Here is a 19,799-nt window from a genome sequence, read left to right as displayed (position 1 = left end):
AACCGATCACATCTGCATTATTTACGATAAAAGAAGGCGAATATAGGTGCTATGGACGGTCACGATGTCCCAACGGGTTGATCTAGCCTCATAAGCCGTGGTGAGGGACAATGTGCGCCTCTTCTTTGCAATCGAGGAATATCGGCCGGCGGCTTCGCGCCGGTTCTAAATAAATTGCATCGCCATTCGTTCCCAAACGTCTTGAGCATACAGTGATGTGTCGCGGCAGCTTGTTGCGCATTCGTCTCGTCCGAAAGCATTTGCGCCAGTTGATTTTGTGCAACACAGCCACTGAAGTTTCAAGGAGCTGACATCAAAGTCAAAGGAAGGAGCCTCCGCCACGCATTCACACGCGTATTCAGTTGGGTGCAGGAGATCTTTCGGTTGAGCAGATTAGCGCTTGGCCACCAGCTTGTGCGGAGCATCACTCGTGCGCGGGATCATGCCGCGTAAACGAAGCGCGCTCACAAGCACACCACCAGGAATGCGGCCCTGCGGGATGATCTACATGGTAATTAATCAGGTGCGGAGCTTCTACAGGAGGATGTGTCAATGAACCGGCTAAGAGCACAACATCCTCGCTGGCCGCTTATGATAGGGGCTGACTAGAAGGCAATTTGCGATTCAGGCATCTGCGGTGATGCCTCCGACTGCACCTGGTCGAGCACCGAGAGGTTCGCGATGAGCAGATAGATCAGCAGGCTCGCGCAATAGACGACTTGCAAAATCACCGCGCCAGCGACGAATGCTATCGCGCCCGTGGCGAAACCCTGCTCGAGGCCCAAATACCACGATGCAACTAGGATCAGCGCCGTTGCGGGAATAAGCGCGTATGCGCGAAGAAATCGCCCCAGAACAACTCCCGCCACGGCGCTGGCAATCATCAGCACGATCAAAATCTGCCCTCCTGCTCTTGCACCAGAGATGTTCCGGACGCATGACAGGCCGTATTGTAGCCACAGAACCGCTAAACACATACCACTTTTGCGCAGCGGACGCCAATCTTTGGTGCGCCTGCCGCTGCGCTGCGGGCGGGCGGTTCTTTCCCGGAACGTGTTCGGCCATTGACCCGGTTCCTTTGACCCCAGTCTCTCCGAAATCTGGTGCTTTGTTCCAGGGGTTTAATTCTTCGACGCGAAGTGGTCGACCTGGCAACGGGCCGACCCGCAGATGCCGCAAGAGACTTGTGACCAACACGCCCCGGGAGGGCGAGCGGCCTACCTTTCCTGTTTTTTGCGCAGCAGGAGCCCGACCAGTTCTTCGAGGCTCTGCTCAATCTCCACGGACTCCAAAGATCGCGTGTCGGGCTTAGACAAAGGAGGCTCGATGAGACGCAAGTTTGCGCCGGCAGGCCGGGCGGGTTTCACTGGGTTCGGCTCCCCGACGGATATGCCTTGAAACGACTGAGGCATGTCATGGCTCGTCCGCTCAGGCATTGCGGGATGGGATGAGGCGGATCGCGTCCTGGTGCTTTCATCCGAAGACGGTTGCCTGGTTCTGAGCACGGGGGAAACGTAGGGTTGCAAGTTCAAGTACTCAGTGTGCCGCTTACGAGAGATCAGCTCGCGCGTGGCATAGCCGGCAGCGAAGCCAATCGCGAGCAGAACGAATATGATGAGGAGGCCTCCCATTAAACTATACGTGTCCGCTCATAATTCTGCCTCACAGTCAACCTGCTGCCGTCTTTATCCTATCGTTGATAGCTGCCGTAATTGACGATTTGAAGGCACGTCGTTCGCCGAGTCCGAGTTGGGCTGTGCTCGCCTGAGCCTAGTTGCTGGTCAATGTGCCCTCCGTCTGGCATCGCCCTCGAAAGTGATGCGACAGCCATTTATTGACAGCTCGCTCAACGTAGCGAGCATCGCAACAGGAAGCCACGAACATTGAGATCGCCGTCTTGTCATTGCAATCCCCAGGTTCCACCATCATAGCCGACAGCCCCGCGCAGAAAATCGGGGCCGTCAACGGTTTTCGCGGACTCGCCATCATGATGGTGATTCTTTTTCACTTGCTTGTTCCGTTCACATCCAGCGCGCCGGCGTTTCCCGGAGAACTTGATCCGAACGGTTTCCTAGCCATTGTCGCGAAGCACGGCTTCCTCGGCGTAAATATCTTTTTCGTGCTCTCCGGATTCGTTCTGTACCTGCCCTATCGCACAAAGAAGCGAACCATCGATCGGCTCGCCGACTTCACACATTTTTATTGGCATCGCGCAGTCCGGTTGCTTCCGCTTTATTATACGGTCGTCCTGGTGACGGTTGCACTCCATGCCAAGTCGCCTGCTGGATCGCACGCGTGGTATTTGGAGCTCGGCGGGCTTCTATCTACGCTTTTCATTTTCGTGCCACATGGGTTTATGCCCCCCTCCAATCCGGTATTGTGGTCCGTAGGCGTTGAAATCTGGTTCAGCCTTTTGTTTCCGCTGCTGATTCTTCTGATCGCGCGCATCGGCCTTGGATGGCTGTTGCTGTCGAGCGTCGTCATCTGCTCAGCTTTCGTGGTGGCTGGGCATCTTATCGCGGTGGATCGGATTGGGATGTTTCGCCCGTTTGTGGGCGGAATATTCGGGTCGTGTTATCAGTTCATTTTCGGAATGTTGGCTTGCGATCTCTACGTCAAGTCCAGGGACAGCGTTTCAGCCAGGAGATTTCAGTCGCGCGGGCTGCTGCCCGGACTGCTGCTGATGATTGCCGCCATATATCTCAAGGATAACGGCCCCTGGGCTGTGAGCATTCTCTATGCCACGATCTTTTGCGCCGGGTTTTCCATGCTGCTGCTGGCGGTCTTGTGCGGGGCCTGGTCCGCAAATCGCTTGTTCGAAGCATGGCCAGTCCAAGTCGTCGGATGCATGTGCTACAGCATCTATGCGTGGCATTCGGCCATTATGGTTGAAATGATCCCGCCTGATACCTCTTCGTTAAAAGACACGCTTCGATTATCATTGCCATATCTCACGATAGTGATCGCGCTGAGTGCTTTGAGCTACCGCTATATTGAGTTTGGCCATCAGCGTGATTGGAGGGCTTTGTTCTTGTTGCGCAACACAAAATCCAACGAGGTCCCCGGCAATCAGGGATTCATTGGTGATCATGCCGACTCTAAGGCCTCTGCATCGTCCTGAAAGACAATTTCTATTGGAACACGTGCGATGCCGCCATTGGCATATCGGGTTCGGGTCGCTAATTTGCTATTTGGTTTCCACTTCTCGCGGCCGGTGTCGTCGTTGCGCTGCCTTTCGTAGCCTTCACTAGATCTGGCTTACTGCGGCGGAGTATCGCCAGCTGCCATCGAAATCGCGCTGCCCTTGCTGATGTTTTGACTGTGCGGAAACCTCAAGCTGCACTTCCTCTATCAGAGGTGGGCGTGAGTACTTGATTGCTGGTAAGCGCGCGTTTGTGCGCTTGGATCAGCAGCGAGCCGGGACGTTGGCTTTCTGGCTAGAAATGTAGGTGGCGACAATCACGGACATTGCTCGGGACCTGAAACGATGGCTGAGCAAGGTTGGGAAGTTGCTGAATTCGGGCGAGACCTCGCTCGAGCGGCACGAAACCGCGGTCAAAAGCTTGAGGCGAGGTCTCCCTTGAGGGGCTTGAGGCGAGGGCGTCGGAGCTGATGGGCAGCGGACGTGGCTAAATCGGCTCGTGACAGATGACTTTGATCCGGATCTTCGAACAATCGCGCGGTGGCACGTCGTAACTGCGGTGATGCAATAGCTCTCGCTTATGTCACACTGGCAAAATGCGAGGGTCCATCCGCTGGGGTTGGCGCCACCTTGGATTCTGCAACTCTTGGAATCGACACCTGGTGGCTCGCGCGGACCCGGCAGGTCCGCTAGCGCCGGGAATGTCTTCTGCGACTCACGCCTTTGGCGCGACCTCGACTTTCACGCCTTCTCTCTTTGAGCCGTTGCACCCGGTGACGGAGTCTCTGCAGCTCCGTAAGGAGAGTGACCAGCCTCTGAACTCTCTGACGCAGAATAGCCGAACGACTATAAACTTGACTTCGATTACTCATAGCTGCCTGGAAATGACTACCTGCTGAAAAAGGACGAGCAAAATGGGGAGTCTGGGTAGCGGGCCGGAAAACAACCGCTCTAGTGCTTCAGTTTTAAAGGTTGTCCCAGTATCAAACGAAATGATTTGATCGATTGCAACCCGATTTTCTTCGCATTTTGCGATAGTCAGCTCGGAACCAATATGAGGGCCGCAGGCCCTCCAAACTGGCGGCTCGGCTCCTCCAAAAGAGTATGCGTGTTGCCGAACAGCTGCCCCATTTCTTTCGATCGAATTGGAGCTGAGCTCAGCTGCACTGTCACGGTTGCTGCGTCGCAGTCGCAAGCGGAACTGATCTTTGTGCGCTCGCATTATCCACCCTCGGCAAAGTCCACGCGAAAGGTATGCCTCGGGTGGAGGCCGCCTTCCCGGATCGGGTTCGAGCGTGAGATGATTTGCTCATTAATTCGCAAGCAACTGAGCAAACGGGACGACGGTTACGGTTCTATCCGGTCCAGAGCGGCGACGGCGGTGGACAAGTGCCGAAAAGCTTCGGATTGTGGAGGAGAGTCTGGCGCCTGGGGCCACCTGTTGTCGAGGTCGCTCGGCCACATGACGTTCACCGCAATCTGGTTACGGCTTGGCGGGGGCAGGCGCGCACAGGCGGCCTTGCGGCCCGGAGCCGATGCAGCGGCAGGATGGCGAAGTCCGTTTTGCGGCAGTGTCCATTGCGCCCGACCGGCGATCGTTGACTGCGCCCTCCGGAAGCTGCGGTGCGATCGAGATTGAGTTCTCGGCCGGGGCTCGGATGCGGATCACGGGCGCAGTTGACGCGGCGACGCTGAGCGCAGTCGTGGCAGCGCTGACTGATGGACGGCCACGATGATCCCGTTGCCGGCCGGCGTGCGGGTATGGCTCGCAGACGAGCGAAAACACCCACACGATCCGCAGCGGCGGGCTCACCGCGACCATCAAGGCGCAAGGCGCGGAGATGTGTTCGCTGGCGAGCGATGCCGGCCTCGAGTGCGTCTGGCAGGCAGAGGCGGCCTGGCCGCGCCATGCGCCGCTGCTGTTTCCAACTGGGATCGGGCGTTGTGGATTTCGAAATGCTCTGCGCTGTTGGGAATATCGGAATGTCCGTTTTCGAAAGGCCAAGCATTGCAGCCAGTTCATTGCGAGAAAAGGCTGATACGGTCGCGATCGTGGCCCGGCGTGCAAGCAGGCAACCCATCGTTCGGTGGACGGCCAAATAGCGCCAATTGAAGAAATCGGGCCGGCGGAAGACCTGTGCGTCGTGGATGACGACGATATGATCGCGATGAAAGACGGGTCCGGCATTGGCTAGACTGATCAGGCGACCTCCAGCGGCAGCGCGCGCGAGTTCAATCTGATCCCAGGCATGTCCGCTCAGCCGTCCTATCTTGTGGACCTTGATGCGGGTGAGTTTGATCGCTTCGCTCGTCTCGCTCGGCACGAGCAATTGCCACTCGGCTCCTTTGAGGGCAGCGGGCGATTGGTCGGACGCAAGCAGGGCATCGATCGCTTTGACCAGTTCGGCGGCATAACGCTGAACGCCGGTCAGCTTTTGCGAGAGAAAGCGGCCGTTGATGAAATGCTTCAATTTTGTGCCGTTCGGGTTGTCGATGCCATAAAGCGTGGTCGCGATGTGTGCTTTCGAACCAAATGTGAGCACGGAAAGAAGCAGCCCGAAGGCACGGAATTATGACGACATCGGTCGCGTGATCGCGCTGTTCGTTCGGTGCTCCCGGGGAACACTTGTTGAAAGTCTTGCCGGGCAGCGGGCAGCCTTTTATGGACGCGCGTCCGATGTTGCGTCCGCAGGCAGAGGGCGCCCCTTCTGGTTAATTGGGAAGGCTGACAACCGAAGCGCCCGGCATTAAGGTTGCCGATGCGAGGCGGCTGTTCTCCAATGCTGAACCCTTGCCTCTACCGGTTCAGTCTGGCAATGCGGTATATGAGGACGGACAACGGAGTTTATTTTGGCCCCCGTGGTGGTTACCGGCGCTGCCGGCTTCATCGGCATGCATGTCTGCGAGCGCTTGCTTGCGCGCGGGGAACGAGTTGTCGGCATCGACGCAGTAACTCCCTACTATGATCCGGCGCTCAAGCGCGCTCGCCTCGAGACGCTCAAGCATGACGCCTTCACATTCCACGAGATCGATCTTGCAGACTTCGCTGCGGTGGCGCGTGTGTTCGACGAGGTCTCGCCCGACCGCGTGGTGCACCTTGCGGCGCAGCCCGGCGTGCGCGCTTCGATCGACGATCCCATCACCACCATCCGCGCCAATTGTGATGGCTTCGTCACCGTGCTCGAAGCCGGCCGGCGCCACGGCCTGGCGCATCTCGTCTACGCCTCGTCGAGCTCCGTGTATGGCGCCAATCGCACCTTGCCATATTCGACCGAGCATTCGGTCAATCATCCGGTCAGTCTCTATGCCGCGAGCAAGAGGGCCAACGAGCTGATGGCGCACACGTTCGCACATGTTCACAAGCTGCCGGTGACCGGCCTTCGCTTCTTCACTGTCTATGGTCCATGGGGCCGGCCCGACATGGCCGCCTGGCTCTTCACGCGCGCGATCTTTGCGGGTGAGCCGATCAAGCTTTTCAATCATGGAAATATGTGGCGCGATTTCACCTATGTCGACGACATCGTCGAGGGCGTGATCCGCACCCTCGATCGGCCCGCGACGCCGAATCCCGCGTGGAACGCCGAGCAGCCAGAAAACTCGTCGAGCTATGCGCCGTATCGCGTCTATAACATCGGCAACAATTGCTCGGTCAATTTGATCGAGTTCGTCGAGACACTGGAGAAGATCATCGGCAAGCCCGCGATCCGCACGCTTTTGCCGATGCAAGCTGGCGACGTCCTCGAGACGCGCGCCGACATTTCGGCCCTGCAACGCGACGTCGGCTTCACGCCCTCGACGCCGTTGGCGGATGGCTTGGGCCGCTTTGTCGAATGGTATCGAAATTATCACCGCGTATAAACCCCTCTCTTGAGTAGCTCACACGTGTCCCAAAAAATTATCCCCCTGATCATGTGCGGCGGTGCCGGAACGCGGCTGTGGCCGGCTTCGCGCGAGGTGCGGCCCAAGCAGTTCCTGCCGCTGTTCGGCACCCGCTCGACCTTCCAGGACACGCTGTTGCGCGTCTCGGAGGCCTCGCTGTTCGATCGCCCGATCGTCATCACCAATGCCTCCTACCGCTTCATGGTGCTGGAGCAGCTCGCCGAAATCGGCATCGAGGCCGACGTGATCCTCGAGCCGATGCGGCGCGATTCCGGCCCGGCGATCGCAGCCGGCGCGGTGTTCGCACAGAACCGTTCGAGTGAGGCGATCGTGCTCGCGCTCGCCGCCGACCACGTCGTGCAGGACAATGCCGCCTTCGTCGCGGCCTGCCGCCAGGGCCTCACCGCCGCGAGCGCCGGGCGCATCGTCACGTTCGGCGTCAAGCCAGAGCGGCCGGCGACCGAATACGGCTATATCCGCCCGGGCGAGGTCATCTCCGGCGAGGTACACGCGGTCGCGCGCTTCGTCGAGAAGCCGGATGCGGTGAAGGCGGCCGACTACGTCAATTCCGGCTATCTCTGGAACAGCGGCAATTTCATGTTCCCGGCCAGCGTCCTGCTCGACGAATACCGCAAGGTCGATGCGGCAAGCGTGGAGGCGATTTCCAATGCCGTTAGCAATGCCGGCCGCGATCTCGGCTTCGTGACGCTGGAGCCCGAGGCGTTCGGCGCGGCCAAGGCGATCTCGATCGACTATGCGGTGATGGAGAAGACCGCGCGCGCCGCGGTGGTGCCGGTGTCGTGCGGCTGGTCCGACGTCGGCTCCTGGCACGCGGTGTGGGAATTGTCGGACAAGGACGCGCAAGGCAATGCTTCGCATGGCGCCGCGGTGTTCGAAGATAGCCGCAACTGCAACGTCACCACCGATGCCGCGCTGGTCGCGCTCGAAGGCGTCGACGATCTCATCGTGGTTGCGACTGCCGATGCGGTTCTCGTCTCGCGCCAGAAGGATGCCAACGGGCTCAAGCGGCTGGTCACAAAACTCAAGGCGGTCGCGCCGAAGGTCACCGAGGAGCATCTCAAAGTGCATCGGCCCTGGGGCAGCTACCAATCGGTCGACAATGGCGAGCGCCACCAGGTCAAGCGCATCGTGGTCAAGCCGGGCGGACGTCTGTCGCTGCAGAAGCACCATCATCGCGCCGAGCACTGGATCGTCGTCCGCGGCACGGCCCGCGTCACCGTCAACGAGACCGTCAAAAGCGTGCACGAGAACGAGTCGATCTACATCCCGATGGGCGCGGTGCACCGGATGGAGAACCCCGGTAAAATCATGCTGGAGCTGATCGAGGTCCAGACGGGAAGCTATCTCGGGGAAGACGACATCATCCGGATTGAAGACGACTATCAAAGGTCGTGAGCAGAGTGTCTCTCCAACATTCCGCGAACATTTGGAAATTGTCCTGCGAACTGCGATGATCTGAACAGGCTGTTATGACCGACGATACGCACACGATCCGCAGCGGTGGGCTCACGGCCATTATCAAGGCGCAGGGCGCTGAGATGTGTTCGCTGGCGAGCGATGCCGGCATCGAGTTCGTCTGGCAGGCGGAGCCGGCCTGGCCGCGCCATGCGCCGCTGCTGTTTCCCATCGTCGGGCGTCTCGCCAATGACGAATTGCGGCACCGGGGCAGGACCTACCGGATGACCCAGCACGGCTTCGCGCGTGACAGCCGCTTTGCGTGGGCGGAACGTGGCGAAAGTCGCTGTGTCCTGGTGCTCGAAGACAGCGAGACGACGCGCGCGCTCTACCCCTTCGCGTTCCGTCTGACGGCAACCTATGCGCTCGACGAATCCGGTCTCGATCTTTCACTCACGGTCGCGAACACCGGCAAGGAGATATTGCCGGCCTCGCTCGGCGGCCATCCCGCTTTCAACTGGCCGCTCCAACCGGGACTGGCGAAGGAGAGCTACGCGCTGAGCTTCGCGAACGCAGAACCATCTCCCGTCCGCCGACTCGACGGCGGCTTGCTGCGTCCGGCAACGGAGCCGAGCCCGATCAAAGGCTCCGTGTTGCCCTTGTCCGAATCCTTGTTCGTCGACGACGCAATCATCTTCGATCGGATCGCGAGCAATTCGGTCCGCTATGCCGCCGAGCAGGGGGCGTCCACCGGGCCGTGGTTGAAAATGTCATGGGACGGCTTTCGCGAGCTTGGCGTCTGGTCGAAACCGTCGGGCGCGCCGTTCCTCTGCATCGAGCCCTGGCGCGGCTATGCCACTCCGGCCGATTTCGACGGAGAGTTCAGCGACAAGCCGGGTCTGATGCACATCGCGCCCGGAACGGAAGAGCGATTGTCATTTCGGGTTGAGGTTGGATCGGCCTGAGGCCGGACGGCGTTCGCACATCTCAAGTTCTCAGACCTCGATCCGTGTGAGGTCCTCGCCGAGCACGACAGGACCCGAGTAGTCCCGCCTGACGTCCACGAGCAGCGCGTTCAGCATGGAATCGTCGGTGCGAGGCCGGTGATGGGTCAGCGCGAGCTTCTTGACGCCGGCCTTGGCCGCGACCTTGCCGACTGTATCGCCGCAGGCCATCGTGAATTTCGCAAGCCGGCGTAGGTGCTCGTTGTCGATCTCCGGCGTGGCGAGGAAGCAGCACTGGACCAGCAGGTCGGCCCCCTCAGCCAACCGCTCGAGACCGGGGCAGGGCACCGTGTCGCCGGAAATTGCGATGACCTTGCCCTCGGCCTCGAAGCGGTAGCCGAGACACATCCAGCGTGCGAGGAAGGCCGGTGACATGTCGAGGCCGTCGCCATGCGAGACGAGTTCGGCGCTGATCTTCCAGCGCCCGGTGTCGAGAACGGGGCCCGCTATAATGTCGGTCGCGACGACAGGTTTCCAGCCGCCGAAGCTCGGCTCGCCCTGATCGCGCCAGGCGATGTCCTTGTCGTAGACCTGCGTGACGAGCGTATTGACGAGCCGTTCGGTATCCGGCGGTCCATAGATGCGCAGATCGTCTTTGCGCCCGTGCAACCATGAATTGAGCATCACGTCGTAGAGGTCGCCGATGTGGTCGAAATGGTGATGAGTAAGGAACACCGTGTTGATGGAGCCGAGCGGCACGCCGGCCTTGCTGAGCTGCACCACGACGCCGCGGCCTGCGTCGATCAGGATATTTTCCTCGCCGAGCCTGATCAGCGTGGTCGTCGCCATGCGGCGCGGGTCCGGGCGCGGGCCGCCGGTGCCGAGCAGGATGACTTCCATGGCGCCACCTCCTGGGGGCAGACTTTTCGGGACGCCACAGTAGATTTGAAGCTCTTGGCGTGGCAAGCGGCCGCGGGATGGGCTTCAGCCCGCACAACAGCCGCGCGTACGGGGCCCTCGAACATGCTGCGCGAGATGAGAAGTGTGGGCCAATTCATACTTAATCCAGCTGGATCGTGACCAATGTTGTTTGGGCGCGCTAACGTGCCTAGTATTGCAGCAGGCAATTCGAGGGGGCTCGAACAAGTCGTGAATGTACGTTCACAGGGCGGCGCGCTCGGCGACCTGAGCTTCCAGGTCGGCCCGCAAGCACACAGGACATCCAACATCGTGGCTGATTCCGCAGTTCAGGAATTGCGTGTCGCCGGCCGCGAGCGACTGATCGTCGTCGAGGACGATCCGGTGACGCGGACGATGCTGGTCGGTTATTTCAGCGAGAACAATTTCGACGTGGTCGGCGCCGGCTCCTGCGCGGAATGCCGCCAGGCGCTGCGGATGCGGACCGATCTCGTCTTCCTCGACGTGCAACTGCCCGACGGCGACGGTTTCGATCTCGCCAAGGAGATCCAGGCGACCAGCAATGCGGGCATCATCTTCGTCACCCGCCGCGACACCGACGTCGATCGCATCCTCGGCCTCGAGGTCGCGGGCGACCACTACGTTACCAAGCCGATCAATTTGCGCGACCTGCTCGCGCGCGCGCGAAGCGTGCTGCGGCGGCGCTCGATCGACCGCAAGGCGGCGCGCACCCACAATTCGATCGCGTTCGGCGACTGGATCATCGACCTGACGCGGCGCGAGCTGCTCGGCAGCGACGGCAAGCCGGTGGCGCTGACACGCGCCGAATTCGACCTGCTCGCGGCACTCGTCGGCGCCGACGGCAGGCCGCTTAGCCGCGACTATCTGATCGAGGTCGTCAGCAACCGCCAGGCCGAGGTCGACATCCGCACCGTCGATGCCTTGGTGGCGAGGCTGCGCCGCAAGCTCGTCGGCAGCGGCACGCCCGTCATCACCACGGTCACCGGCGTCGGCTACAAGCTCGCCCTGAGCGAGCGGCTCTAGACGGAGGCGCAGCACGAAATCGTGCCGGCTGCGCCATCGGGTTCAACCACTGAAACCGACGAGGAACCGAATGGCGAGAAAGGCGGACAGCGCCACGGCGCCGGTCGCGACGATTGCAAACAAAACTCTCAAACTATTGTGCATGATCTCTATTCACGTTCGGTTTCAAAGTTCGGTTTCAAAAATGTCGTTCGTCCAACCGCTGCTCGTCTCAAGGCAAGCAACTCTAATTCTATTGGCGTGATGCGACCCGTTTCCACTTGGCTTCGACGCGAGCCTTGATGAGGCGAACCCGGGCTTCCTGTGCTGCCCAATATGCCCTGCTCGCCGCGGCCGTGCCTTGGCGGTAACGCGCGTAAACGTCCTTCGGCTGTGCCGGTGTTTTTTGATTATGCGCTGACTTCTGATTGTGCGCGGACGTCGAGACGGTGGGTGTCGCTGTTGGCGCCGGTGCCACATCTGTGACGGCCGCAGCCTGGTTTCCTACATTCGTCGAGTTCATGGAGACCAGACGGTTGCGGGCGCGATGACAATAGACCTGCGAGCGCGGAGTCATGGACTCCTCGTCGTGACCTGCTCGATATTTCATCAGGGCACGGCAAAGGTCCCCGCCTGCGAGGCGCCATGCGCGGCTCAGATAGAGAACGCCGTAGTGGATGTTGATATCGGGCTCTGCGAGTTCTGCGTTATTTCCCCGAAATCCAAGCATCGCTGCCGTTTCGGGCCGAACCTGCATGAGGCCGATCTCGCCGACGGCGCCGATGGTGCCCGGATTGTATCCGCTTTCAACGAAGACGACGGCCTCCGCGATGTCCGGGGGCAGATCGGTCTTGGCCGTTTCTCTTTCGATGATTTTTCGGATTGCCGCCCGCGAGGCCGGCGTCTCTCCGGCGCCGAGATCTGCATTGTGACCGCCAGCCGCCAACGCCGGTTCCACGTCGTTCTGGGCGTACACGGAGGTGGATGCCAACCAAAGCACAGCGATCGCAACGTGTGTCCACGTCGCGCGGGCATTGATGTGTGTTCGATCCCGCAGCATGGACACGTATTATATCTTTCGAGTTAACAACCGATTTTCTGGCGGCCCGGGGGACGGCCCGGCCCGGACGGCGCGAGCGGCCGGCGGCGCAGCGAGGCTATCGCGACCGCGAGCTCTGGTCGGTTGATATGCTTGGCGCAGCCCCGGCCAATTTGTCGTCGACCGCATAGAGCGTGCAGGTGGGCGACCATTTTGTGCAGGCGGCAAGTGAATCGCGCTGGGCGTCGTCTACCGTTGCCCGCCCCGAACGCCAGCCGTAACCGCCGTTCGGCGACACCGCAAAGGCCTTGTGCGGCATCGTGCTGGTAAGATAGCGCGCGAACTCGGCGCGCGCGGCCTCGCTGAGCTGGCCCGGCGGCGGGAGCGGATCAGGCGGGCTCAGGACATCGTGGCCGAGACCTCGCTCGCGCAGGAAGGCGTCGAGATACGGCGTCCATTGCGGACGGCTCACGACCGAATAGAGGTAGTGGCCATCGTCGCCGTAAGGCGGCGCTGCGACGAATTTCGCGTTGCCGCCATTGGCGCGAAATTCGTCAAGGAGGCGCCGCGCGAGTTCGGGACCGAAGTATGAATCGTTGGCGGCATAGACCCACAGCATCGGCGCGCGCGAGGTTTTGCCGAACGTGGCGAAGGTCTGCACCAGCCCGTCGGGATTGCAGATATCGTCGTCGTCGCGCGAGCCGCGCCCGCCGGCAAAGCTGATCGCGGCAACGAGACCCGCTGGCGCCTGCGCGGTCAGGGCGACGGTGGCGAACCCGCCGGCAGAATGACCGGCCGCGATCATGCCCGAGGTGGTCACGTCGGCCCTGCGCACCATCGCATCGATCGCCGCGCGCAAATCCGCCACCGCGACCGCCGCGGCCGGCAGATAAGCGGCATTGGCGCAGCCGCCGACGCTGTCGACGCGCCCACCGGGCGAGGTGCCGTAGCCGCGCCGCATCACGATCAGCGCGGCGAAGCCGCGCCGGGCATATTCGAGAGCGATGCCGTAATATTTGTGCGCGGACATCGTCGCGCGATCGTCGAAACTGCGCGGCGAACCGTGGCTGAGCAGCGCGAGCGGATAGCGCTTGGTCCCGGCCGGCCGGACCAGGAACGCCTCCAGCCCCTGCGGTCCAGCCTCGACCATCGGGATACGCAAATCCTCGGTGTAGAACTCCGCGGCCATCGCATCGGGCACGATGCCGGCCGTCGCAAGCCAAGCCATCAGAACAACCAAGAGCCTCTGAAACAGCGTCATGCCCCGACTCGAAAAGCCCCGATCGGAAAGACCATAGCATGATCCCAGGAACGGCCGCCCCATTGCGGGTGTTGTGCTCTTGGCGGGGGCTTGGCCGATGCTATGGTATCGCGCAATCTCTGACGACAGACGAGGTATATCCAGTGGCTGATGTTCATCCCGCGGCGGGCAAGCAGGCCTCGCCGGACGCGCTCACCAACGTTCCGCGGCTGGTGACGGCCTATTTCGCCGGCAAGCCGGATGTCGCGGATCCCGCGCAGCGGGTGGCGTTCGGCACCTCCGGCCATCGCGGCACCTCGTTCAAGACTAGCTTCAACGAGGGCCATATCCTCGCGACGACGCAGGCAATCTGTGATTACCGACGTGAAAAGGGGCTGACCGGTCCGCTCTTTATCGGCATCGACACCCATGCGCTGGCCGAGCCTGCGCTGGTCAGCGCCGTCGAGGTGTTCGCGGCCAACGGCGTCGACATCATGATCGACAAGGACGGCGGCTACACGCCGACGCCGGTGATCTCGCATGCGATCCTGACTTACAACAAGGGCCGCACCTCGGGCCTTGCCGACGGCGTCGTCGTTACGCCCTCGCACAATCCCCCCGAGGACGGCGGCTACAAATACAATCCGCCGCATGGCGGACCGGCCGACACCGATGCGACCTCCGTGATCGAGAAGCGGGCCAATGCCTATCTCGCCGACGGCCTCAAGGGCGTGAACCGCATCGACTACGCCAGGGCGCGCAGGTCTGCGAACGTCCACGCCTATGACTACGTCACACCCTATGTCGCAGACCTCGGCAACGTCGTCGATCTCGACCTGGTCAAATCCGCCGGCGTCAACATTGGCATCGATCCGCTCGGCGGCGCCGCCGTGCATTATTGGCATCCGATCATCGAGCGCTACGGCCTGAAGGCGACCGTGGTGAACGAGGCGATCGACCCGACCTTCCGCTTCATGACGGTGGATTGGGACGGCAAGATCCGCATGGACTGCTCCTCGCCTTACGCGATGGCGAGCCTGATCGCGATGCGCGACCGCTTCGACGTCGCGTTTGCCAACGATACCGATGCCGACCGCCACGGCATCGTGACGCGCACCGGCGGCCTGATGAATCCGAACCATTACCTCGCGACCGCGATCTTCTATCTGTTCGCGCACCGCCCGAACTGGGGCAGGGACGCCGCGATCGGCAAGACCGTGGTGTCGAGCTCGATCATCGACCGCGTCGCGAAAAAACTCGACCGCAAGCTGGTCGAGACCCCGGTCGGCTTCAAATGGTTCGTCGACGGCCTGCTCTCGGGCGGCTTCGGCTTTGGCGGCGAGGAGAGTGCAGGCGCCTCGTTCCTGCGCCGCGACGGCACGGTGTGGACCACCGATAAGGACGGCATCATCCTTGGCCTGCTCGCGGCCGAGATCATGGCCAAGTCCGGCCGCGATCCGAGCCAGCTCTTCAACGACCTCACTGCCGAGTTCGGCGTGCCGCATTACGCGCGCATCGACGTCGCCGCGACCACACCGCAGAAGAACATCCTGAAGTCCGTCACGCCCGAGCAGCTCGGCCTGAAGGATCTCGCCGGTGACCCCGTCCGCGCCACCCTGAGCAAGGCGCCCGGCAACGGCCAGCCGTTCGGCGGCATCAAGGTCGAAACCGATTTCGGCTGGTTCGCCGCCAGGCCGTCAGGCACCGAGGACGTCTACAAGATCTACGCGGAGAGTTTTCGCAGCCCCGAGCACCTGAAGGCGATTCAGCAGGAGGCTCAGGCAGGGTTGGCGAAGGTGTTCGGGGCGTAGAACACTCCAGCGGCAGGTGCCGCTTCTCGCGCTTCTCCGGGGGGAGAGCGCCGTATGCTCGGTGTCATCGTCCGCGCAGGCGGGCGATCCAGTACTCCGCGGCGGAAGTTGTGTGAACCCAACGTCTGCCGCGGAGTACTGGATTCTCCGCTTTCGCGGGGAATGACCGTGGATTTTTTGATGTATACAGCATTTCACTTTAAGGTATTATAATACGCCATATTCGCCCTTGAACGATTCCATTCCCCCGCTATTGTATACATAACGTATTCATAAGCTCTGGGAGTGAGACCGGTGACAAAACCCTTCCCGATGAACGCCTGGTATGCCGCCGCCTGGGACGCCGACGTCAAGCCGGCGCTGCTGCCGCGGATGATCTGCGGCAAGCACGTCGTGATGTACCGCAAGGCCGATGGCTCGGTCGCCGCGCTGGAGGATGCCTGCTGGCACCGCCTGGTGCCGCTGTCCAAGGGACGGCTCGAAGGCGACACGGTCGTCTGCGGCTATCACGGCCTGAAATACAACGCGCAAGGGCGCTGCACCTTCATGCCCTCGCAGGAGACCATCAACCCGTCGGCCTGTGTGCGCGCCTATCCCGTTGTCGAGCGTCACCGCTACATCTGGCTCTGGATGGGCGATCCCGCGCTGGCCGATCCCGCGCTGGTGCCCGACCTGCACTGGAATCACGACCCGGCCTGGGCCGGCGACGGCAAGACCATCCACGTCAATTGCGACTACCGCCTCGTGCTCGACAATCTCATGGACCTCACCCACGAGACCTTCGTGCACGGCTCGTCCATCGGCAACGAGGCGGTCGCGGAGGCGCCGTTCGACGTCACCCATGGCGAGAAGACGGTGACGGTGACGCGCTGGATGCGCGGCATCGAGGCGCCGCCGTTCTGGGCGAAACAACTCGGCAAGTCCGGACTCGTCGACCGCTGGCAGATCATCCGTTTCGAAGCGCCGTGCACCATTGCCATCGACGTCGGCGTGGCGCCGACCGGCACCGGCGCGCCGGAAGGCGACCGCTCGCAGGGCGTCAACGGCTTCGTGCTCAACACCATCACGCCAGAGACCGAGAAGACCTGCCACTATTTCTGGGCCTTCGTGCGCAACTATCAGCTCGGCGAGCAGCGCATCACCACCGAGATCCGCGAGGGCGTCTCCGGCATCTTCCACGAGGACGAGCTGATCCTCGAGGCGCAGCAGCGCGCGATGGACGAGAACCCGGATCGCATCTTCTACAATCTCAACATCGACGCCGGCGCGATGTGGACGCGCAAGCTGATCGACAAGATGGTGGCAAAGGAAAACCCGCCGCAGCACCTCCAGGCTGCGGAGTAAGCCGACATGGCCGAGCGTGAGGTCGACCGCTCCGTCTCGCAGACCGTGAAGGCGCAGCTCGCGCTGCGCGACCAGCTCCTCTCGGGCTCGTTGCGCCCGGGCGAGCGCATCTCCGAGCTCCAGGCGGTGGAGACCACCGGCGCCTCGCGCACCCCGGTGCGCATGGCGCTGGTGCGGCTGGAGGAGGAGGGCCTCTTGGAGGCGATTCCCTCCGGCGGCTTCATGGTGAAGGCGTTCTCCGAGCGCGACATCTCCGATTCCATCGAGCTGCGCGGCACGCTGGAAGGGCTCGCCGCGCGCTTTGCCGCCGAGCGCGGCGTGTCCGCGCGCGAGCTCGAGCCGCTGAAGGAGTGCCTTGCCGCGATCGACGAGCTGTTGCGCCAGGTCCCGATCTCGGTGGATGCGTTCTCGTCCTATGTCACGCTGAACGCGCGCTTCCACGCCCTGCTCACCGAATTGTCGCGAAGCCCGCCGCTGATCCGGCAGATCGACCGCGCCTCGTCGCTGCCGTTTGCATCCCCAAGCGGTTTCGTGATGGCGCAGTCCGCGCTGCCCGAGGCGCAGCAGATCCTGATCATCGGGCAGGAGCACCACCGCGTCGTGATCGACGCCATCGAGAACCGCGAAGGCGCCCGCGCCGAAGCGGTCATGCGCGAGCATGCGCGGCTCGCGGTGCGCAATCTGCGGCTTGCGCTACGCAACCGAACCCATCTCGACCTGCTGCCGGCGCTCGCGCTGATCAAGTCCGCAACCGATTGAGGGGAGTGTCATGCGCTTCATCGAAACCTGGAGTCCGGCGACGCTCGTCTCGACGCGCGATCTCGCGCCGGGCATCCGCGAATTCCTGATCCGGCCGGACCAGTTCGACGGCGCCGCCTATCCGGTCGGCAGCCACATCAATATCAGCGTCACCATCGACGGGCAGCCCGAGACGCGGTCCTATTCGCTGGTCGGGGAAGCGTCGTCGCGGGGTTTAAGGATCGCGGTGCGCCGCGCCGAGGACTCGCGTGGCGGCTCGCGCTATATGTGGTCGTTGCAGCCGGGCGCGCGGCTCGACATCACGACGCCCGCCTCGCTGCTCGCAGTCGACTGGGCGCGCCAACATTACTGCCTGATCGCCGGCGGCATCGGCATCACCCCGATTCTCGGCGCGGCGCAGGCGCTGGCGCGGCGCGGCGCCGATGTCACGCTGCATTACGCGGTGCGCTCGCGCACCGAGGCTGCCTATCTCGACGATCTCGCCGCAACGCTTGGTGATCGCCTGGTCGTTCACGCCAGCGATGAGGGCAAGCGGCTCGATCTCGACGCCATGTTCGCCTCGGTGCCCAAGGATGCGCTGGCGCTGTTCTGCGGCCCGATGCGGATGCTGGATGCCGCGCGCCACGCCTGGATCGGCGCCGGCCATCCGCTTCCCGATCTGCGCTACGAGACGTTCGGTTCCAGCGGCACGCTGCCGACCGAGACGTTTCGCGTGCGCTTGAAAGGCTCCGATGTCGAGCTGGAGATCCCACGCGAGCGCTCGATGCTGGACGTGCTCAACGCCAGCGGCCACGACGTCATGTACGATTGCAAGCGGGGCGAATGCGGCCTGTGCGCCATCGACGTGGTCGCGATCGACGGCGAGATCGACCATCGCGACGTCTTCTTCAGCGACCATCAGAAGCAAAGCAACCAGAAGATCTGCGCCTGCGTCTCCCGCGCCCGGGGCACCATCACGGTGGACACGCTGCTGCGGGCGGATCCTGTCTGAGGAGAAGCTGGGGCGGGGACGCCGCGGCAACACCTGGTCAATGGCGTCTTTCATGATTTTCGAGTCTTTGGCATGGTCGCGGGCATGTTCTGGTTGCGCCGTGGCCAAATGCAGCCTGGAGACCTGACCATGAATGAGTTGGGATTAAGCCGACGTCGGATGTTGACGGGCGCAGGAGGGGTGTTGATCGGCCAGATGATTGGCGAGAGTTCGGCCGCGGGTTTTGAATGGCAGCCGACCTCGTTGCGCGAAGCCGGATTCTCCAATGATCTGGACGCTCGGCTCGACAAGGCCATTGCCGACAAGCGGGTCTGGAATCTCCACAGCGTCATCGTGGTGCGCAATGGACGGCTGGTCTTCGAGCGCTACTTCGAGGGCGAGGACACCGCGAGAGGAAGCCGGCCCATCGGCGTGGTGTCGTTCAAGCCGGATTCGCTTCACGATTTGCGCTCGGCATCCAAAAGCGTCGTCGGCTTGCTCTATGGCATTGCGCTGGCCGCCGGCAAAGTGCCGGCGCCCGAAGATCAACTGCTGCCGTCTTTTCCCGAATATGCGGATCTCGCAGCCGATCCGGTTCGCAGCCGCTGGACACTCCACCACGTGCTGTCCATGACAATGGGCACCGAATGGAACGAGGCGATGCCCTATACCAACCCGGCCAACAGCGAGACCGCCATGGACATGGCGCCTGATCGCTACCGATATATCCTCGACCGGCCGATGATAATGGAGCCCGGCAATCGCTGGGTCTATAATGGTGGCGCCACTGCGCTGCTGGGACGGCTGATCGCCAGAGGCACGGGCAAGTCGCTGCATGAATACGGGCGTGAGGTTCTTTTCGACCCGCTCGGTATCGGCCCGACCGATTGGTACGCCGACAACGGCGGTGAACTGATCGCGGCTTCCGGCCTGCGGATGACCCCGCGCGATTTCGCTCGGATCGGCGAGCTGACTTTGCGCGGTGGCGTTTGGAAAGGCCGTTCGGTGGTTCCCGCGGAATGGATCGCGCGCAGCACTTCGCCTTTGGTGCACATCGCGGAAGAGCGCCATTACGGCTATCAATGGTACAATCTGGATTTCACCATGGAGACACCGACGATATCGCGCTCGAACCAGCGTCTCTGGAACGCCGCCGGCAATGGTGGTCAGCGTCTGACCGTGTTTCCCGGGCTCGATCTGGTCGTCGTCACCACAGCAGGCAACTACAACGCCAAGGACAACAATTTGCCGCCGCTGCGCATCATTACCGATGTCGTGATGCCAAGCCTGCTGTGACCCGAGAAAACTTCAGTT

At 62.0% G+C, this 19,799-nt stretch carries 15 protein-coding genes; 10 read left to right on the top strand and 5 right to left on the bottom strand.

Translation table 11 applies throughout. The features are described from left to right. Nucleotides 1-605 precede the first annotated feature (605 nt). A complete protein-coding gene (locus tag ABIB90_RS23195; protein WP_007595273.1) occupies nucleotides 606-896 on the bottom strand; it encodes a hypothetical protein in 291 nt (96 codons plus the stop codon). Between the two features lie 1,001 nt (nucleotides 897-1,897). Here ABIB90_RS23195 and ABIB90_RS23190 point away from each other — a divergent pair. Further along, nucleotides 1,898-3,121, top strand: coding sequence for an acyltransferase family protein (locus ABIB90_RS23190; RefSeq protein WP_219684440.1), 1,224 nt, complete (start codon nucleotides 1,898-1,900; stop codon nucleotides 3,119-3,121). A gap of 1,490 nt (nucleotides 3,122-4,611) precedes the next feature. Here the strand turns inward: ABIB90_RS23190 and ABIB90_RS23185 are convergent. Continuing rightward, entirely contained in the window at nucleotides 4,612-5,685 is a 1,074-nt protein-coding gene (locus tag ABIB90_RS23185) for a glycosyltransferase family protein (RefSeq protein ID WP_446479886.1), read from the bottom strand. Between the two features lie 307 nt (nucleotides 5,686-5,992). Here ABIB90_RS23185 and ABIB90_RS23180 point away from each other — a divergent pair, with 307 nt between their 5' ends. The 3 genes from ABIB90_RS23180 (at nucleotide 5,993) to ABIB90_RS23170 (ending at nucleotide 9,402) form a co-directional block, all read left to right on the top strand. Then, on the top strand, nucleotides 5,993-7,000 hold the full coding sequence (locus tag ABIB90_RS23180; protein WP_219684441.1) for an NAD-dependent epimerase/dehydratase family protein: 1,008 nt from the start codon (nucleotides 5,993-5,995) through the stop codon (nucleotides 6,998-7,000). A gap of 24 nt (nucleotides 7,001-7,024) precedes the next feature. Beyond that, on the top strand, nucleotides 7,025-8,437 hold the full coding sequence (locus ABIB90_RS23175; RefSeq protein ID WP_219684442.1) for a mannose-1-phosphate guanylyltransferase/mannose-6-phosphate isomerase: 1,413 nt from the start codon (nucleotides 7,025-7,027) through the stop codon (nucleotides 8,435-8,437). Nucleotides 8,438-8,511: 74 nt separating this feature from the next. Continuing rightward, on the top strand, nucleotides 8,512-9,402 hold the full coding sequence (locus ABIB90_RS23170) for an aldose 1-epimerase family protein (RefSeq protein ID WP_007595264.1): 891 nt from the start codon (nucleotides 8,512-8,514) through the stop codon (nucleotides 9,400-9,402). A 30-nt stretch (nucleotides 9,403-9,432) separates the two neighbouring features. Here ABIB90_RS23170 and ABIB90_RS23165 read toward each other — a convergent pair whose 3' ends face one another. After that, nucleotides 9,433-10,281 (bottom strand): MBL fold metallo-hydrolase, encoded by an 849-nt coding sequence (locus tag ABIB90_RS23165; RefSeq protein ID WP_354201435.1) that lies wholly within the window; start codon nucleotides 10,279-10,281, stop codon nucleotides 9,433-9,435. 249 nt (nucleotides 10,282-10,530) lie between these two features. On the opposite strand from ABIB90_RS23165, the gene ABIB90_RS23160 reads away from it, so the two are divergent. Further along, nucleotides 10,531-11,343, top strand: a complete 813-nt coding sequence (locus tag ABIB90_RS23160; protein WP_007595262.1) for a response regulator transcription factor — start codon at nucleotides 10,531-10,533, stop codon at nucleotides 11,341-11,343. A gap of 232 nt (nucleotides 11,344-11,575) precedes the next feature. On the opposite strand, the gene ABIB90_RS23155 is transcribed toward ABIB90_RS23160, so the two are convergent. After that, complete coding sequence (locus tag ABIB90_RS23155) at nucleotides 11,576-12,382, bottom strand: transglycosylase SLT domain-containing protein (RefSeq protein ID WP_219684509.1); 807 nt, start codon at nucleotides 12,380-12,382, stop codon at nucleotides 11,576-11,578. Nucleotides 12,383-12,479: 97 nt separating this feature from the next. Continuing rightward, nucleotides 12,480-13,622, bottom strand: coding sequence for an alpha/beta hydrolase family protein (locus ABIB90_RS23150; protein WP_354169594.1), 1,143 nt, complete (start codon nucleotides 13,620-13,622; stop codon nucleotides 12,480-12,482). A gap of 143 nt (nucleotides 13,623-13,765) precedes the next feature. On the opposite strand from ABIB90_RS23150, the gene pgm reads away from it, so the two are divergent. The 5 genes from pgm (at nucleotide 13,766) to ABIB90_RS23125 (ending at nucleotide 19,781) form a co-directional block, all read left to right on the top strand. Next, nucleotides 13,766-15,412 (top strand): phosphoglucomutase (alpha-D-glucose-1,6-bisphosphate-dependent), encoded by a 1,647-nt coding sequence (pgm, locus tag ABIB90_RS23145; RefSeq protein WP_354169596.1) that lies wholly within the window; start codon nucleotides 13,766-13,768, stop codon nucleotides 15,410-15,412. Between the two features lie 294 nt (nucleotides 15,413-15,706). Beyond that, nucleotides 15,707-16,756 carry an aromatic ring-hydroxylating dioxygenase subunit alpha gene (locus ABIB90_RS23140; protein WP_354169598.1) on the top strand — a complete coding sequence of 350 codons (1,050 nt, stop codon included), beginning with the start codon at nucleotides 15,707-15,709 and terminating at the stop codon, nucleotides 16,754-16,756. 6 nt (nucleotides 16,757-16,762) lie between these two features. Next, nucleotides 16,763-17,515, top strand: coding sequence for a GntR family transcriptional regulator (locus ABIB90_RS23135; protein WP_007595257.1), 753 nt, complete (start codon nucleotides 16,763-16,765; stop codon nucleotides 17,513-17,515). A gap of 10 nt (nucleotides 17,516-17,525) precedes the next feature. Next, nucleotides 17,526-18,506 carry a PDR/VanB family oxidoreductase gene (locus ABIB90_RS23130; RefSeq protein ID WP_354201434.1) on the top strand — a complete coding sequence of 327 codons (981 nt, stop codon included), beginning with the start codon at nucleotides 17,526-17,528 and terminating at the stop codon, nucleotides 18,504-18,506. Between the two features lie 183 nt (nucleotides 18,507-18,689). Then, entirely contained in the window at nucleotides 18,690-19,781 is a 1,092-nt protein-coding gene (locus ABIB90_RS23125; RefSeq protein ID WP_354201433.1) for a serine hydrolase domain-containing protein, read from the top strand. Nucleotides 19,782-19,799 lie beyond the last annotated feature (18 nt).

Source organism: Bradyrhizobium sp. JR4.1 (assembly GCF_040548605.1).
Lineage (GTDB): Bacteria > Pseudomonadota > Alphaproteobacteria > Rhizobiales > Xanthobacteraceae > Bradyrhizobium > Bradyrhizobium canariense.
The sequence above is the reverse complement of the archived record's forward strand: the minus strand, read 5'-3'. Positions and strand labels throughout refer to the sequence as shown.

Coding starts and splice junctions, on each gene's coding strand:
- ABIB90_RS23170 (WP_007595264.1), top strand. CDS start 8,512: ATGACCGACGATACGCACACGATCCGCAGCGGTGGGCTCACGGCCATT.
- ABIB90_RS23165 (WP_354201435.1), bottom strand. CDS start 10,281: ATGGAAGTCATCCTGCTCGGCACCGGCGGCCCGCGCCCGGACCCGCGC.
- ABIB90_RS23155 (WP_219684509.1), bottom strand. CDS start 12,382: ATGCTGCGGGATCGAACACACATCAATGCCCGCGCGACGTGGACACAC.
- ABIB90_RS23150 (WP_354169594.1), bottom strand. CDS start 13,622: ATGACGCTGTTTCAGAGGCTCTTGGTTGTTCTGATGGCTTGGCTTGCG.
- ABIB90_RS23135 (WP_007595257.1), top strand. CDS start 16,763: ATGGCCGAGCGTGAGGTCGACCGCTCCGTCTCGCAGACCGTGAAGGCG.
- ABIB90_RS23130 (WP_354201434.1), top strand. CDS start 17,526: ATGCGCTTCATCGAAACCTGGAGTCCGGCGACGCTCGTCTCGACGCGC.